We start from the raw sequence: 15,722 nt of genomic DNA on the forward strand, positions 1-15,722 counted from the left end.
TCCACCGAAACCGTACCCACCGACTGCCTGCGGGCAGAAGGGAGGGCCACCTGATGGCCGTCCAGACCACCACCGCGGCGCCGCACGGCACCACCGGCCTCGTCCAGGTCGCGGTCGCCCTGCAGACCGCCGCCATCTTCTTCCAGGCGGTCACCGCGGGCGTGCTGCTCACCTCGTCGCACGGCGAGCCGCTGCACAGCGTGGGAGCGCGGGTGATGTACGGCGCGTCGATGCTGTACGTGCTCGCGGCCGTCCTCGCCTGGAAGCCCGGCGGCGGCTCGCCCCGCCCCATCGCCTACGCGACGGGCTTCCTCGCGCTGGCCTCGGTGCAGGTCGTGCTGGGCATCAAGCACGTGCCGTCGGTCCATGTGCCGCTGGGCGTCACCATGTTCGGCCTGAGCGTGCTGGTCCTGAGCCGGCAGCCGCGACGGCGCGAGGCCGCGGCGGGGACCCCGACCGGGCCGGCGGGCCCGGCAGCCGGGGCCGCCGGCGAGCCGCACGGGGGGACCGGAGCAGGAGTCGCGACAGGGGCCGCCGAGGCGGGAACGGGCCCCGGGAGCGGCGAACAGCGCTGAGCCAGGGGCCCGTTCGAGTTGCGGGGCCGCCCCGCGGGGGGCCGTCCTCGCGGCGTGGCCGCTCAGGTGCGGGGGACGGGTGCCGGGCGGGTCAGCAGGCGTCCGGCGGGCTCGCTCACGGCCAGGACGCCGTTGCGGGCGATCATCTCCCCGCGCAGGTACGTCGCCCGGACGACCCCGTGCAGGGTCCTGCCGGCGTACGCGGTCAGCGGGTTGCGGTGGAGCAGCCGCCGCGGTTCGACGGTGAACGTCTCCTCGGGCGCCAGCACCGCGAAGTCGGCGTCGTGGCCGGGCGCGATCGCACCCTTGGTGCCGTCGAGTCCGGCAAGGGCGGCGGGCCCGGCGGACATCCAGCGGGCGAGGTCGGCCGGCGTGTGGCCGCGCTTCCGCGCCTCGGTCCACACCGCCGAAAGCCCCAGCTGCAGCGAGGAGATGCCGCCCCAGGCGGCGGCGAAGTCGCCGGTGTCGCGGGCCTTGAGGTCGGCGGTGGACGGTGAGTGGTCGGAGACCACGCAGTCGATGGTGCCGTCGGCCAGCGCGCGCCACAGGGCGTCCTGGTTGGCGGCCTCGCGGATCGGCGGGCAGCACTTGAACTCCGTGGCCCCGTCCGGGACTTCCTCGGCGGTCAGGGTGAGGAAGTGGGGACAGGTCTCGACGGTGACGCGAACGCCGTCGCGCCGGGCCGCGCCGATCAGCGGCAGGGCGCTCGCGGACGACAGGTGGAGGATGTGGATCCGCGCCCCGAACCGGCGGGCCAGCGCGATGAGTCCGGCGATCGCGGTGTCCTCGGCGGCCTGCGGGCGGGAGGCGAGGAAGTCCGCGTACCTCGGCCCGGGCCGCCGCGGGGCCGCCTCGATCAGCAGCGGGTCCTCGGCGTGCACGATGAGCAGCCCGTCGAACGGTGCCAACTCCGCCAGTGCCGCACCCAGTTCGTCGGAGTTGAGCTGCGGGAACTCGTCCACGCCGGAGTGCAGCAGGAAGCACTTGAAGCCGAACACCCCCGCGTCGTGCAGCGGCCGCAAATCCCCGGCGTTGCCGGGGACGGCGCCGCCCCAGAACCCGGTGTCGACGTGCACCCGGCCGCGCGCGGCGGCGCGCTTGACCTCCAGGTGCGCGGTGGTGGTCGTCGGCGGGATGCTGTTGAGCGGCATGTCGACCACCGTGGTGATCCCGCCGGCCGCGGCGGCCGCGGTCGCGGTGCCGAAGCCCTCCCACTCGGCGCGTCCGGGGTCGTTGACGTGCACGTGGGTGTCGACCAGGCCGGGCAGCAGCACGTCGTCGCCGAGGTCGGTGAGACGCGCGCCGGCCGGCGGCGGGGCGTCGTGCGCCAGGACGGCGGTGATCGTTCCGCCGGCCACGACGACCGAGGCGGCCCGCTCGCCCTCCGGCGTCACGACGCGCGTCGAGCGCAGTACCTGCTCCTGCTCCTCCACTGCCACGGGGACCTCCGCCTCGGGAAGAAATTCAACGTTCTGTTGACGGTCATGGTGGGTATCGTTCTGCCGGACGTCAAGGGCGGTAGGATTCCACAGAGCGAAAGCCGTCTTCCGCATTGCGCGGATCGTGCGGGTGTCGTCCACCGGGATGCCCGGTCGACCGAGGGGAGCGCAGGTGCCTGCAGACCGCACCGGAGGCGTCCAGTCACTGGAACGGGCCTTCGACCTGCTGGAGCGGATGGCCGACGCCGGCGGCGAGGTCGGGCTGAGCGAGCTGTCGGCCGGCAGCGGTCTGCCGCTGCCCACCATCCACCGGCTCATGCGCACCCTTGTGGCCTGCGGCTACGTCCGCCAGCAGCCCAACCGCCGGTACGCCCTCGGACCCCGGCTGATCCGGCTCGGCGAGGGGGCCGCGCGGCTGCTCGGCACCTGGGCCCGGCCGTATCTCGCGGAACTGGTCGAGGCCACCGGCGAGACGGCGAACATGGCGCTGCTCGACGGCGACGAGGTGGTCTATGTGGCGCAGGTGCCCTCCCGGCACTCGATGCGGATGTTCACCGAGGTCGGGCGGCGGGTCCTGCCGCACTCCACCGGCGTCGGCAAGGCGCTGCTGGCCTCGCTGCCGCCGGACGAGGTGCGGGCGCTGCTGGCCCGCACCGGCATGCCCGCGGCGACCGACCGGACGATCACCGAACCGGACGCGTTCCTCGCGGAGTTGGAGCGCATCCGGGCGCTCGGCTACGCGGTCGACGACAACGAGCAGGAGGTCGGGGTGCGGTGCCTGGCGGTCACCGTCCCCGACTCCCCCACGGCCGCGGCGATCTCCATCTCCGGCCCGGCCGGCCGGGTCACGGAGGCCGCCACCGACAAGATCGTCCCCGTCCTGCACGGCGTGGCCGAACGGCTGTCGACCGCGCTGAGCAGCAACGGCGTCAACGGGGCGGGCGCGCCCGCGAGTTGAGCGAGGGGCCCGCGGCGCGGAGGTTCGCGTGGTCAGCGCGGCGCACCGGGGCCCGTCGCGTGGTCAGCGCGGCACTCCGTGGATTCCGTCGGTCCCGTTCCCTCCGTTCGGGCCCTGCGCCTCGACGGCCTCCCGCAGCCCTTCCAGCGCGGCCGACAGGGCGCTGACCGAGCCCAGGGCCGCGGCCACCAGCAATAAGGAGTGGCGCAGCCGCTCCTGGTCGGGCGCCGGCTCGGCCGCCTGGGCCGCCAGCGCGTCAAGTTCGTCCTCGGCGACCGCGCGGTCGGGTAACGGTCGCCGGTACGAGGCGAGTTCGCCCCTCAGTCGGTTCACCGCGGCGGGCAGCCCCGCGTCCCCGCGGTCGCCGAGCGCGGGCGCCGGGGCGCCACCGCGGTCGTCTTCGAGCACCTGAGTCTCCCCCAGCACGTACCTGTCCCCTGTCTTCTGCCCTGCTCGCCCGCTCGCACCAAGTGATCGCCGGACGGGCCATCCGGGGCGGATCAGTAAACGCGACTCGGCCTCGTCGCGCTACAGGGTCCTACGAAAATGCGCTGAATTCCGTTCAGCGGAGGGGGCGGAGAGTCTCTGTGCGGGGCCCCTACAGGTCACTTTCGGCACTCTGGTCCAGAAGCCGCCACACCGTCACGTCGATGACGGCGAACTGCTCCGGGGCGGCGGGTGCGGAGACCTGACGGAGCGTCACCAGCGCGACGGTGCCGTCGATCATGTGCACGCACATTCTCCCGTCGCCCGGGGCGAGCGACTGCCGCGGCACGGAGGTGAGTTGCGGACCGCCCGCGGTACGGCACGAGTCGAGCGTCGACGGCAGGCCCGGCGCCGGCACGGACAGCCACGCCTCGTGCGGTTCGGCGAAGAAGGCGTCGCCTCGCGGGGTGAGCCCGAACGAGCCCCCCGTGACGTCAGGATGCACGAACGGCGGGTCGTCCCGCAGCACCACCGCGGAGCCCGCGGGCAGCCGCAGCCCCTGGTACGTGTCCCCCGGATCCGCCGCCGGCGACGGTGCGGGCGACGCCGGCGCGGTCGTCGGCACGCCGGACGGACTGGCGGCGGGCGCGGTCGCGGTCGCCCCGAACCCCTTGCCGCGCGCATCACTGCTCCGGCTGAACCCCCCGACGAGCGCGACCCCCACGCCCACCGCCGCCGCAACCGCCAGGACGCCCACCGCCCCCCTGACCACCCTCCGCCGCGGCTTTCCGTGCCCCGGCGCCGGCGGCGGGACCACGGGTGGGACCGGCGGGACGCCCGGTGCGCCCGGGCCGCCGCCGGGGCTCGGCGTGGGCGGGATCATGGCGAGGAGGGAGGGGGGAAGCCATGTGTCGGGGCGGGGCGCGGCCGGAGCCGCCTGCCCGCACATCGCGGTGACCTGCGCCAGCGACGGCCGCAGGCCGGGCTCCTTGATGAGGCAGCGGGTGACGATCTCCCGCAGTTCGCCGGGGAGTTCGTTGAGGTCGGGCTCGTCCTGCGGGACGCGCGCGGGATCGGCGAACGGCGGGCGCCCGATGGACGCGTACGCCGCGACCTGGCCGAGCGCGAACACGTCCGTCGCCGGCACCGGCGGCCTGCCCGCGACCTGTTCCGGCGCCAGGAACGCCGGCCCCTGGCGGTCCTGGCGCGCGTCCGCCGCGGGATCGGCGACCGCGGCCAGCCCGTAGCCGGTGACCTTCGGCCCGTCCGGTGCGAGCAGCACGTGCGCCGGGCGCAGATCGCCGTGGACCGCACCGGTGTTGTGCAGCGCCTGCAGCGTCTCCGCGAGGCCGGCGACCAGCCGCAGCACCACGCGGGTCGGCAGCGGCCCCTGCCCGTCGACCGCCGCGTCCAGCGGCAGCGCCGGCACGTACGCGGTCGCGATCCAGTAGCGGCCGCCCTCCTGCCCGCTGCCGAGCACCGGCAGGACACCGGGTGCCCGGATCCGCCCGGCCTCCTGCGCGTCGCGGTGGAAGCGCGCCGCGAAGCCCTCGGCCGCGGCGAGTTCGGGATGCACGACGGTGAGCGCGACGGGCTGTCCGCCGGGCGCGTGCGCGAGATACACCCCGCCGAGCGCGCTGGTGCCGAGCCGCCCGCCGATCCGGTGCCCGGAGACCATCGCCGGATCGTCCGCCGTCGTCGCCCGGAACGGACGCCGCGTGACGTCGGGGCCGCTGTGCGACGCGCCCATGAGTCCCCGCTCCTCCCCCGTGCCCGATCGCCCCGGCGCCGGCGCCCCCGCGCCTCGTCGCCCCGGTGCTCGCCACGCGGGCACGTCACCTCCCGCGACACGGTTCGACGATACCGGAACACGCCGCGCCGCCTGCGCCCTGTTCCGCCGCGGCGCCGGGCGCGGTATCCAAGGGGGATGGACGCAAAGGGCGAGGTGGCCGGACTGCTGCTGGCGGCCGGCGGAGGGCGGAGGTTGGGGGGCAGGCCGAAGGCCCTGCTCCCGTACGGTGATCGGCCGCTGGTCGAGCACGTGGTGGCGGTGCTGCGGGACGGCGGCTGCGGGACGGTGCACGTGGTGCTGGGCGCGGCGGCGGACGAGGTCCGCGAACGGGCCGACCTGACGGGCTGCGTGGTCGTGGAGAACCCGCACTGGGCGGAGGGCATGGGCTCGTCGCTGCGCGCGGGCCTGGCCTCGCTCGCGGCGGCGGATCGACGGCCGGCCGCGACGGTGATCGGGCTGGTGGACCAGCCGGGCGTCACCGGTGCCGCCGTGGCGCGCGTGGTGGCCGCGGCCCGGCAGGGCGACGACCTGGTGTCGAGCCTGGTGTCGGCGATGTACGACGGCCGCCGCGGCCACCCGGTGCTGATCGGCGCGAGCCGCTGGGCGGGCGTGGCGGGCAGCGCGGGCGAGGACCGCGGCGCGCGGACGTACCTGCGGGAGCACGCCGAGCAGACGGTGCTCGTGGAGTGCGGCGACATCAGCGACCACGCCGACATCGACACCCCCGCCGACCTGCGACTTCTGCACGCCGCTGCACAGCGTGCCACAAAACGTTGAACTTCCGCACTGCGAAAACTATGCTCCACCGTGCAGAAAGAGCCCACCGCACGGAACGGCCCGGCACCGCGTGCCACTCCCCCGCGGCGCGGCCCGGAGGACCGACGCACGAGCTCCCGCAGCGGGCGGCCGGCGGCCTGTCCCGCCCGATCACGGGCAGGCGGGCGGCGGCCGTCCGCGGCGGCGGCCCGGTGGAGGTCCGTCCCTGACCAGGCACCCTCTGGAGGAGTGACAGCATGTCCGCAAGCGCCCCGTCCCCGGCGGTCGTCAGCGCGGCCGCCGTACCGGTTCCCCGCGGTGAGGAGGTGCTCACGCCGGAGGCGCTGGCCTTCCTCGGCGCACTGCACCGCCGTTTCGCCCCCCGCCGCGCCGAACTGCTCGAGCGGCGGGCCGAACGGCGCGCCGAGATCGCCCGCACCGCGACCCTGGACTTCCTGCCCGAGACCGCGCACGTCCGCGACGGCGACTGGCAGGTCGCCCCGGCCCCCGCCGCGCTGCAGGACCGCCGGGTGGAGATCACCGGGCCCACCGACCGCAAGATGACCGTCAACGCGCTCAACTCCGGTGCGCGGATCTGGCTGGCCGACTTCGAGGACGCCTCCGCGCCCACGTGGGAGAACGTCGTCGCCGGACAGGTGAACCTGATCGACGCCTACGAGCGGCGGATCGACTTCACCTCCCCCGAGGGCAAGTCGTACGCCCTCAAGGACGCCGACGAGCTCGCGACCGTGGTGATGCGCCCGCGCGGCTGGCACCTGGACGAGCGTCACCTGAGCGTCGACGGCGAGCACGTCCCCGGCGGCCTCGTCGACTTCGGCCTCTACTTCTTCCACAACGCGCGGCGCCTGCTCGACCTCGGCAAGGGCCCGTACTTCTACCTGCCGAAGACCGAGTCGCACCTCGAAGCACGCCTGTGGAACGACGTGTTCGTCTTCGCGCAGGACCATCTCGGCATCCCGCAGGGCACCGTCCGCGCGACCGTGCTGATCGAGACGATCACCGCCGCGTACGAGATGGAGGAGATCCTCTACGAGCTGCGCGACCACGCCTCCGGGCTCAACGCCGGCCGCTGGGACTACCTGTTCTCCATCGTGAAGAACTTCCGTGACGGCGGCACGCGTTTCGTGCTGCCGGACCGCAACGCGGTGACGATGACCGCGCCGTTCATGCGCGCGTACACCGAACTGCTGGTGCGCACCTGCCACAAGCGCGGTGCGCACGCGATCGGCGGCATGGCGGCGTTCATCCCTTCGCGGCGCGACCCCGAGGTCAACCGGGTGGCATTCGAGAAGGTGAAGGCCGACAAGGACAGGGAGGCCGCGGACGGTTTCGACGGCTCCTGGGTGGCGCACCCGGACCTGGTGCCGATCGCCCGCGCGTCGTTCGACGCGGTCCTCGGCGACCGCCCGCACCAGAAGGACCGGCTGCGCGAGGACGTGCACGTCACCGCCGAGCAGCTGATCGACATCGCCTCACTCGACGCCAAGCCGACGTTCGAGGGCCTGCGCAACGCCGTGCAGGTCGGCATCCGCTACATCGAGGCGTGGTTGCGCGGCATGGGCGCGGTGGCGATCTTCAACCTCATGGAGGACGCGGCGACCGCGGAGATCTCCCGGTCGCAGATCTGGCAGTGGACCAACGCCGGGGTCGTCTTCGACGACGTCGAGGGCACCGGTACGCCCGGCAAGGCCACGCACGAGCTGGTCCGCCAGGTCGCGGCCGACGAACTCACCGCGATCCGCGACGAGGTCGGCGAGGACGCCTTCGCGGTCGGCAAATGGACGGAGGCGTACGAGCTGCTGCTGCGGACCGCGCTCGACGCGCACTACGTCGACTTCCTGACGCTGCCGGCGTACGAGCAACTGGAGGGCTGAGCAGGGGTCCGTGGCGGGCGCACGATCGCTGCGGGGCCGGCGGGGCGGCGGGGCCGGCGGGGCGGCGGGGCCGGCGGGGCCGGCGGGGCCGGCGGGCGGATTCGGCAGGGGCTTAATCCTTTGCCGGGCGCCCGCCCGCCCACCAAGCTGACCGCATGCTCATCCGCGACGTGACCGAGGCCGACTGGCCGCACATCTGGCCGTTCCTGCGCGACATCTGCCGGGCCGGCGAGACCTTCTCGTACCCCACCGACATCACCGAGGAGCAGGGCCGCGCGTTCTGGCTGCTGTCCGCGCCCGGCCGCACCGTCGTCGCCGTCGACGACGCGGGCACGGTGCTGGGCACCGCGAAGATGAACCCCAACCAGATGGGCAACGCGGCGCACGTCTCCAGCGCCAGCTTCATGGTCGACCCGGCCCACGCCGGCCGCGGCGTCGGCCGCGCCCTGTGCCGCGAGACCCTGGACTGGGCGGCCCGCGAGGGCTACCGCGGCATGCAGTTCAACGCCGTCGTCGAGTCCAACGCCCCCGCCGTCGCCCTCTACAGCTCCCTCGGCTTCCGCATCCTCGGCACCGTCCCCGACGGCTTCCGCCACCCCCACCTCGGCTACGTCGGCCTCCACATCATGTTCCGCCCCCTGTAGCCCCCGAACGAGGCGAGCCCGCGTGGCGGCCGGCCCGCCGGCCCTCCGGGCGAAGGGCGAGCCGGCCGATCCGCGTCCTCACCCGGCCGTGCCGGAATCACCCGCCAGCGGGGCGAGGCGGGCCCTGAGGAGGCAGAACTCGTTGCCTTCGGGGTCGGCCAGGACGTGCCACGGCTCCTCGCCGGTCTGCCCGATGTCGGCCGGGCGCGCGCCGAGCTTCAGCAGGCGTTCGAGCTCGGCGTCCTGGTCGCGGTCGGTCGCGTTGACGTCGATGTGCAGCCGGGACTTCCCCTTCTCCGGCTCGTCCCTGCGGCTGAGGATGATCGTCGGCTGGGGCCCGCCGAAGCCTTCGCGCGGCCCGATCTCCAGCGTCCCGTCCTCCTCGCGGTCCAGCACCACGAAGTCCAGCACCTCGCACCAGAACCGCGCGAGGACCTCCGGCTCCCGGCACCCCAGCACGAGTTCACTGATCCGACACGCCATGAACGCATCACTCTCCCTGTCAGGGGAGGCCCGCACGGGCCTCCGTGACGACCATTCCGCCGCCGAGACACTCCCACACGTCCCGCCCCGGGGCGGTTGCCGGCGGTGACTGCTCGACTGCTCGACCATGAGCATGCACGACGAGTGGGTTCTCTCGCTGCGAGTTCGCCCGGACGCGCCCGACGCGCCCGTCGGGGCGGACGCGTTCGTCGCGGCGGATCCTCAGCGGCCGGGTGCGGCACCCTCGGGGTGACGTCGCCGCCGTCGCGAGAGCGTGCCGGCGGTGCCGCAGAGAGCCACGAAGAACGAGCCGCCGAGCGACCACGGCAGGTGCGCGGTGAAGGACGTCGCCGGGTGGTGCTCCAGCAACCACCGCGACGTCATCTCGCCGAGCAGCGCCCCCGCCAGCGCGACCCCCCAGAAGAGCAGGAGCGTCGTCCACCCGCTCCGTGCGCGCAGCCAGTCGTTCACGCAGCCATCATGCGCCGAAAGCCCCACCCCCACAAGCGCGTTCGCCGCGCGGTCGGCGGGCCCGGTAATTCCGGGCGGCATCGGCCGCTGCCGCGGTACCGTCCGCCGGTGACTGATGAAGACGGGTACTTCGGAGAACAGGTGGCGCGCCGGTACGACGAGTCGTCGGGTTCCGAGTTCCAACCGGCCACGATCGAGCGGACCGTGGACGTGCTCGCCGAACTGGCCGGCGACGGAGCCGCGCTGGAGTTGGCCGTCGGCACCGGGCGCATCGCGTTGCCGCTCGCGCGGCGCGGCGTTCCGGTCCACGGGATCGACATGTCCCGCGCCATGGTGGCCCGGATGCGGGCCAAGCCCGGGGGCGAGGACATCGGCGTCTCCCTCGGCGACTTCACCACCACCACGGTGGACACGAGCCCCGGCGGGCGGCCCTTCTCCCTCGCCTACCTGGTCTTCAACACCATCATGAACCTCACCAGCCAGGACGCCCAGGTCGCCTGCTTCCGCAACGCCGCCGCGCACCTCGCCCCCGGAGGCTGCTTCGTCGTCGAGGTGGGGGTCCCCGAGCTGCGCCGGATCCCGGCCGGGCAGAACATCGTCCCGTTCGCCACCGGTCCGACCGAGTGGGCGTACACGACCTACGACACCGTCACCCAGGACGCGACCTGCACGTACATCACCGTCACCGAGGACGGCCGCGGCGAGGCGCGGACGATCCCGTTCCGCTACGTCTGGCCGTCGGAGCTGGACCTCATGGCCCAACTCGCGGGCCTGCGGCTGCGGAACCGGTGGGCCGGCTGGACCCGCGAACCCTTCACCGAGGACAGCCCCCAGCACGTCTCGGTCTGGGAGAAGGCGCTCGGCTGAACTCGCCTGTCCGGGCGCCCGGTTCCGGCAAGGGCGAGGCGCCTGGCCCAACGCCCGTGCCTCGCCTGAACGATCCCCGCAACCCCGTGGCGGCGACGTCGCCCGATGGCACAAGCTGAGCCGCATGGACTGGTTGCCCCTGCTCTCCACCCTGGCCGGCGCGGCGATCGGCATCGTCGCCACCCTCATCGCGGACCGGAACCGGTGGAAGCGCGAGGACGCGGCGGAGGCGCTTCGCCTCCGGCTCGAGATCTACACGCAGTACACCACCGCCGTGAAGCTCCTCGGCGAGACCCTGCGGGCCCTGGCCGAACGCGAGCACGCGTCCGACGGCGCGCGAACGCTCGCACTGCGCGAGGCCTTTCGGGAGTCAGGCATCTCCGTCGCGTCCGAACGGATGTGGCTCATCGCACCGCAGCCCATCGTGAAGGCCTCCAACAGTGTGTACCACTGCCTGCGCCGCATCTGCGAGGGCTATGTCGACGGCGTGGCCGTCAACAGCCCCGAGGACCGCGCACGTTGGGAGGCCCGCGGCAAGGCGGCCGCGAGGATGCGCCGGCTCATGCGCGAGGACCTCAACGTCGGCCCCCTCTCCGAACGCCACAGCCCCCTCCTCGACGACGACCACCACAGCGCCCCCTGAGCGGTCCCGCCGCGCCTCGCCGAGGCGCGACGGCATGCCGTTCGGTGCCCGGGAGCGCGTCCCACGAGCACCGTCACGGCCGCTGCCCGGCTACGAGCACATCCGGTCCAGCAGCCAGGTGGCGACGGCGCGCACCAGCCCGGCCACGGCGGCGTTCAGAGTGACGCGGATCAGGGCGAGCCGCTCGCGCCGCGTCAGGAAGTTGTCGGACATCGGGCCTCCACGGACACGTGGTGGATGGGTGGTCAGCCGGCCGGCTCGCCACCCACCATGAGGCCGCCCCGAAGACCGACTCCACGATGCGACGCGCCCCCAACGACGCCTGTTTGCTTGCCTGTTCACGGGGCGAGCCGCGGACACACCGGGCGCGACGATGCGACGAGCGGCGACGAGCGGCGACGACCGGCGCGGTTCGGCGGGCCGCCCGGGCCCTGCCCGCCGCGGCGCCGCTCCTGGGGGAGGCCGGACGGACGAGGCGGAGGACCCGCGGGACTCCCTCGCCCCCCACTGACCCCCGCCGACCTGCACCGGCCCGTACGGGCCCGCACCGGCCGGCATCCCGCTTGACGTATTCCGATATGGGAATATGATGGCTGCCATGGCACGAGCAGCGACGACGTCGGACGCGTTCAACGCGATCGCCGAGCCGCAGCGCCGGGACATACTGGCGCTGCTGCGAGCGGGTGAGCGGCCGGTGACCGACCTGGCCCAGGAGTTGGGGATGAGCCAGCCGGGGGCCTCCAAGCACCTGCGGGTGCTCCGGGAGGTGGGGCTGGTGCGGGTCCGCGAGGCCGGCAAGCAGCGCCTCTACGGCCTGGACGCCCGCGGGCTGCGGCCGGTCCACGAATGGCTCGGCGGATTCGAGCGGTACTGGAACGAGAGCTTCGACCGCCTGGACACCTACGTGCAGGACCTCAAGCAGACACGGCAGGAGGACTGACCGATGGCAGGGCAGGAAACGCGGGCCGAGCCGGCGACGGCCGACCGCGAGATCGTGATCTCCCGGGTCATCGACGCGCCACCCGAGCTGGTGTTCGAGGCGTTCACCGAGGTCCGGCACCTGTCGCGGTGGTGGGGTCCGGAGGGGTTCACCACCACCACGCGGTCCTTCGAGTTCCGCGAGGGCGGCGAGTGGCACTTCGTGCTGCACGGGCCGGACGGGACCGACTACCGCGAGTGGATCCGCTGGCTGCGGATCGTCCCGCCGGAGCGGATCACGCTGCTGCACGGCGAGTTCCGCGACGACCCGGACGCCTTCGAGTCGCTCGTGACCTTCGCGCCGGACGGCGCGGCGACCCGGATCGAGATGCGCACGCTGTTCCCCACCAAGGAGCTGCGCGACGAGGCCGTCGAGAAGTACCACGCCGTCGAGGGCGGCCGGCAGACGCTGAGCAGCCTGGCGGCCTACGTCGACGAGACCGTTCGCAACGGAGCTGAGGGCTGATGGCCGGGAAAGTGTTCTTCAGCGTGTCGATGTCGCTGGACGGCTTCGTCGCGCCCGAGTCCGTCCCTCTCGACGACATCTTCGCGCCCGAGAACCAGGACGACCCGCGGGTCCGGCACTGGATGGCGCAGTGGGGGGAACTCCAGCAGTGGATCTTCCCGCTGCGGTTCTTCCGGGAGAACCTGAAGCTCGGCGAGGGCGGCGACGAGGGCCGGGACAACGACATCGCGCGGGAGACGTTCGAGCGCACCGGCGCGAGCGTCATGGGCAAGCGCATGTTCGAACTCGGCGAGCGGTCGTGGCCGGAGGACCCGCCCTTCCACACGCCGGTCTTCGTCGTGACGCACACCAAGCGGGACCCGTGGGAGCGGCTCGGCGGCACCACGTTCCACTTCCTCGACGACGGCATCGAGCACGCCCTCGACCAGGCCCGCCAGGCGGCCGGCGACCGCGACGTCCGCATCGCCGGCGGCGGCACGACGATCCTGGAGTACGTCAACGCCGGGCTCGTCGACGAGTTCTCTGTCACGGTGGCGCCCGTCCTGTTCGGCACCGGCACGCGCCTGTTCGACGGCGTGGACGCCTCCAGGGTCGCGCTCGAACCGCTCCGCGCGGACCCGACCGCGCGCGTGACCCACCTCACCTACGCCGTCCGCCCCCGCTAGCCGCTTCCCCACTCCCCCGCTCCCGCGCCCGGCGCTGCGATCCGGGTGACGGCCGAACCGGTGATTCCCGTGCCCCGGGACCGGCCTGACCAGGCACGTCTCGTTCGGCTGCGGGTTATCCGGCTGACCTTGTGGCTGCGGACGCGCCGCGGCCGCCTGATCGTCGGAAGCGACCGGAGCCGCACTTCCCTACCGGGCGGCTGTCCTCCGAACGGTTTGGGGCTGCACTGTGCGTATCACCGGGTTGGGGCACGCAGGACTGTTCATCGAAACGGCGGGGGGGTCGGTCCTGTGCGATCCCTGGGTCTCCCCGGCCTTCTTCGGGTCGTGGTTCCCCTTCCCGGACAACAGCGACCTCGACTGGGACGGTTACGGGCGCTCCGCCGACTACCTGTACGTCTCGCACCTGCACCGCGACCATTTCGATCCCGTGGTCCTGCGCCGCCACGTGCGCAAGGAGGCCACGGTCCTGCTGCCCGACTTCCCCACTGACGAGTTGGAGTGCGAGCTGCGGGCGCTGGGCTTCACCCGGTTTCTCCGGACCCGCAGCGGCGTCCCCGTCGAGAGGGACGGGCTGCGCATGATGGTCACTGCCCTGACGGGGCCGGGCGATGGTCCCATCGGGGACTCGGCGCTGTCACTGGACGACGGGGAGACCGTCCTGCTCAACCAGAACGACGCCCATCCGCTGGACACCGCGGCCATTCGCGAGTTCGGCGGGGTCCACGCTCATTTCATGCAGTTCTCCGGCGCCATCTGGTGGCCCATGGTCTACCGCCTTCCACACGCCGCGAGGCGGCAGTTCGCCGAACGCAAACGCCGGGGACAGTTCGAGCGGGCGGTGCGCTACATCGACGCGCTCCAGGGCGCCCACGTCTTCCCCAATTCCGGCCCACCGTGCTTCCTCGACGAGGAGCTGTTCCACCTCAACGGCACCGGCGAGGACGGAGCGAGCATCTTCACCGACCAGCAGGAGTTCCTGTCGGCGCTCGCCGAGCAGCGTCCCGACGTCCCGGCGCACATGTGGCTGCCGGGCAGCGTCGCCAAGGTCAGAAAGAGCGACTGCGAGGTCGTCCACCGATACAACTCGCATGAAATCACTTACCTGTTCGACCACAAGCCGCAGTACCTGCGCGCCTATGCGCGCCGGCGGCAGCCCGAGCTGGCCGCCGAACGGGACAGCCGCGCTCCGAGCCTGCGCGGCGACGAACTGCTCGCCGCCCTGAAGGACTGGTGGGAACCCCTGCTGGCCCGGGCGAACAGGATCTGCGAAGGCGTCGGCGGCCCCCTCCGGCTCGATGTCGACGACACCTCCCTCGTCGTCGACTTTCCCGCACGGCAGGTCCGCCTCTGGGACGGGGAACGCTGCCGCTACACCCTGTCCGTCCCCGGAGACCTCGTGGCCACCAACATCGCGGCACGAGAGAACGACTGGTCCAACAGCCTGCTGCTCTCCCTGCGCTTCAGCGCCGAACGCGTCGGGCCCTACAACGAGTTCGTCTACACGTTCCTCAAGTGCCTGTCCGAGGAACGCATCGACTACGTGGAGAACTACTACGCCTCCGCGGACGACGACGTCGACGACGTCGTCATCGACGACTGGCAGGTGCAGCGCCGCTGCCCCCACCTTCGCGCCGACCTCACCGATTTCGGAACCATCGAGGACGGTGTGCTGACCTGCAACCTGCACGGCTGGATGTTCGACCTGCCCAGCGGCCAATGCCTCACTTCGGACGGACACGACATCCGGGCCTCCCGGACCGCCGACCCGACCTCCGATCCCGCCCCCAGCGAGCAAGGGGCGGGCCGCGAGGGAGCGCTGACGGGCTCACCTCAAGGGGAACGCAGTAGGCGGCCAGGGCGACCCTCCCGGAGGTAGGCGACCACCGCGCGATGGACTGGAAGGTCGTGTGGTGGTTGACCCACGTCAAGCGTTGTCCGTGCAGTGTTGGTGCCTCACCGTTTCTGGAGGACGCCAGGAGCCTCGTCCTCGAAGATCGTCGTCAACCAGTCGAAGACCGTCGCTCCACGCTCCTCACGAGCCGCGGCCAGTTCGGCGCTGACCGCCGGGCGGTTCGTGTAATGGCAGCGCGCCAAGCGGATCTCCAACTGCCGGACGGTCTCCGGATAACCCATGTACTCGCGAGACGTTTGATGGTCCCGCCACTCGACCACGAAATCATCGTCGTCGGGCGTCCCGAAACCACCCCTCAGGCAGTCGGCGAAGGCATCCAGATTCCTTCCGAAGTAGCCACCGGGACCGTTGATCGCTTCACCGATACCTCGCCAGAAGTCTTCCAACGTCCTGATCTGGGTGCCGTCCAGCACGTATATCGCGGTCACGGCCAGCAGGATACGCAGCGGTGTCGGCGACGCTTGAATCGTGACCCACTTCCGGCAGGTGAAAGTGAACCCCTTGCGTCAGTTGATGTTGGTCATTCCCCGGTGTTGGCGGCGGGAACCCGTCCGAGGTCGCGGCCGCGCATGCGGTAGCTGTCGCCCTTGAGGGAGATCACTTCTGCGTGGTGGACGAGACGGTCGATCATGGCTGCGGCGACGGTGTCGTCGCCGAAGACCTCGCCCCAGCGCCCGAAGGGCTTGTTGCTGGTCACAATCACGGACGCACGTTCGTAGCGGCCCGAGATGAACTGGAAGAACAGGTTC

The 15,722-nt window shown here is 72.5% G+C and carries 18 protein-coding genes and 1 pseudogene; 11 read left to right on the forward strand and 8 right to left on the reverse strand.

Features of this window, described 5'->3' with window-relative positions:
* Positions 1–53: 53 nt before the first annotated feature.
* Positions 54–422: pseudogene (locus tag BMW99_RS16080) on the forward strand (hypothetical protein); the annotation flags it as partial.
* Between the two features lie 215 nt (positions 423–637).
* Here BMW99_RS16080 and allB read toward each other — a convergent pair.
* A complete protein-coding gene (gene allB / locus BMW99_RS16085) occupies positions 638–2,008 on the reverse strand; it encodes an allantoinase AllB (protein WP_069466251.1) in 1,371 nt (456 codons plus the stop codon).
* Between the two features lie 178 nt (positions 2,009–2,186).
* Here allB and BMW99_RS16090 point away from each other — a divergent pair, with 178 nt between their 5' ends.
* Positions 2,187–2,972, forward strand: coding sequence for an IclR family transcriptional regulator (locus tag BMW99_RS16090; RefSeq protein ID WP_245791484.1), 786 nt, complete (start codon positions 2,187–2,189; stop codon positions 2,970–2,972).
* A gap of 63 nt (positions 2,973–3,035) precedes the next feature.
* Here BMW99_RS16090 and BMW99_RS16095 read toward each other — a convergent pair whose 3' ends face one another.
* Positions 3,036–3,380 (reverse strand): DUF5955 family protein, encoded by a 345-nt coding sequence (locus tag BMW99_RS16095; RefSeq protein WP_069466250.1) that lies wholly within the window; start codon positions 3,378–3,380, stop codon positions 3,036–3,038.
* Between the two features lie 190 nt (positions 3,381–3,570).
* On the reverse strand, positions 3,571–5,148 hold the full coding sequence (locus BMW99_RS16100; protein ID WP_075017014.1) for a serine/threonine-protein kinase: 1,578 nt from the start codon (positions 5,146–5,148) through the stop codon (positions 3,571–3,573).
* Positions 5,149–5,325: 177 nt separating this feature from the next.
* Between BMW99_RS16100 and BMW99_RS16105 the strand changes: the two genes are divergently transcribed.
* The 3 genes from BMW99_RS16105 (at position 5,326) to BMW99_RS16115 (ending at position 8,485) form a co-directional block, all read left to right on the forward strand.
* The gene (locus BMW99_RS16105) at positions 5,326–5,967 is read left to right on the forward strand and encodes a nucleotidyltransferase family protein (RefSeq protein ID WP_075017015.1); all 642 of its coding nucleotides are present in this window, start codon (positions 5,326–5,328) and stop codon (positions 5,965–5,967) included.
* A 236-nt stretch (positions 5,968–6,203) separates the two neighbouring features.
* A complete protein-coding gene (aceB, locus tag BMW99_RS16110) occupies positions 6,204–7,841 on the forward strand; it encodes a malate synthase A (RefSeq protein ID WP_075017016.1) in 1,638 nt (545 codons plus the stop codon).
* Between the two features lie 155 nt (positions 7,842–7,996).
* Entirely contained in the window at positions 7,997–8,485 is a 489-nt protein-coding gene (locus BMW99_RS16115) for a GNAT family N-acetyltransferase (protein ID WP_075017017.1), read from the forward strand.
* Positions 8,486–8,563: 78 nt separating this feature from the next.
* Here the strand turns inward: BMW99_RS16115 and BMW99_RS16120 are convergent, their stop codons facing one another.
* Entirely contained in the window at positions 8,564–8,968 is a 405-nt protein-coding gene (locus tag BMW99_RS16120; RefSeq protein WP_069465947.1) for a VOC family protein, read from the reverse strand.
* Positions 8,969–9,190: 222 nt separating this feature from the next.
* Complete coding sequence (locus tag BMW99_RS16125) at positions 9,191–9,439, reverse strand: hypothetical protein (protein WP_069465946.1); 249 nt, start codon at positions 9,437–9,439, stop codon at positions 9,191–9,193.
* A 108-nt stretch (positions 9,440–9,547) separates the two neighbouring features.
* Here BMW99_RS16125 and BMW99_RS16130 point away from each other — a divergent pair, with 108 nt between their 5' ends.
* Both BMW99_RS16130 and BMW99_RS16135 read left to right on the forward strand, forming a co-directional pair.
* Positions 9,548–10,306: a class I SAM-dependent DNA methyltransferase gene (locus BMW99_RS16130; RefSeq protein WP_069465945.1), complete on the forward strand. Its 759-nt coding sequence runs from the start codon at positions 9,548–9,550 to the stop codon at positions 10,304–10,306.
* 124 nt (positions 10,307–10,430) lie between these two features.
* Positions 10,431–10,949, forward strand: coding sequence for a hypothetical protein (locus BMW99_RS16135; RefSeq protein ID WP_245791485.1), 519 nt, complete (start codon positions 10,431–10,433; stop codon positions 10,947–10,949).
* A 90-nt stretch (positions 10,950–11,039) separates the two neighbouring features.
* Here the strand turns inward: BMW99_RS16135 and BMW99_RS42655 are convergent, their stop codons facing one another.
* Complete coding sequence (locus BMW99_RS42655) at positions 11,040–11,162, reverse strand: hypothetical protein (RefSeq protein WP_256090440.1); 123 nt, start codon at positions 11,160–11,162, stop codon at positions 11,040–11,042.
* Between the two features lie 385 nt (positions 11,163–11,547).
* Here BMW99_RS42655 and BMW99_RS16140 point away from each other — a divergent pair, with 385 nt between their 5' ends.
* From BMW99_RS16140 to BMW99_RS16155, 4 genes are all read left to right on the forward strand, one after another.
* Positions 11,548–11,889, forward strand: a complete 342-nt coding sequence (locus tag BMW99_RS16140; RefSeq protein WP_069465944.1) for an ArsR/SmtB family transcription factor — start codon at positions 11,548–11,550, stop codon at positions 11,887–11,889.
* A gap of 3 nt (positions 11,890–11,892) precedes the next feature.
* Complete coding sequence (locus BMW99_RS16145; protein WP_069465943.1) at positions 11,893–12,393, forward strand: SRPBCC family protein; 501 nt, start codon at positions 11,893–11,895, stop codon at positions 12,391–12,393.
* The gene (locus tag BMW99_RS16150) at positions 12,393–13,058 is read left to right on the forward strand and encodes a dihydrofolate reductase family protein (RefSeq protein ID WP_069465942.1); all 666 of its coding nucleotides are present in this window, start codon (positions 12,393–12,395) and stop codon (positions 13,056–13,058) included. Before BMW99_RS16145 ends, BMW99_RS16150 begins: the two co-directional genes overlap by 1 nt.
* A gap of 244 nt (positions 13,059–13,302) precedes the next feature.
* Positions 13,303–14,937, forward strand: coding sequence for a Rieske 2Fe-2S domain-containing protein (locus tag BMW99_RS16155; protein ID WP_245791486.1), 1,635 nt, complete (start codon positions 13,303–13,305; stop codon positions 14,935–14,937).
* Positions 14,938–15,014: 77 nt separating this feature from the next.
* Here BMW99_RS16155 and BMW99_RS16160 read toward each other — a convergent pair whose 3' ends face one another.
* Complete coding sequence (locus BMW99_RS16160; RefSeq protein WP_069467423.1) at positions 15,015–15,401, reverse strand: barstar family protein; 387 nt, start codon at positions 15,399–15,401, stop codon at positions 15,015–15,017.
* Positions 15,402–15,493: 92 nt separating this feature from the next.
* Positions 15,494–15,722, reverse strand: a 229-nt coding sequence (locus BMW99_RS16165) for an ATP-binding protein (protein ID WP_177226082.1), incomplete at its 5' end; no start/stop codon positions are given.

Source organism: Actinacidiphila rubida (genome assembly GCF_900110255.1).
GTDB lineage: Bacteria > Actinomycetota > Actinomycetes > Streptomycetales > Streptomycetaceae > Actinacidiphila > Actinacidiphila rubida.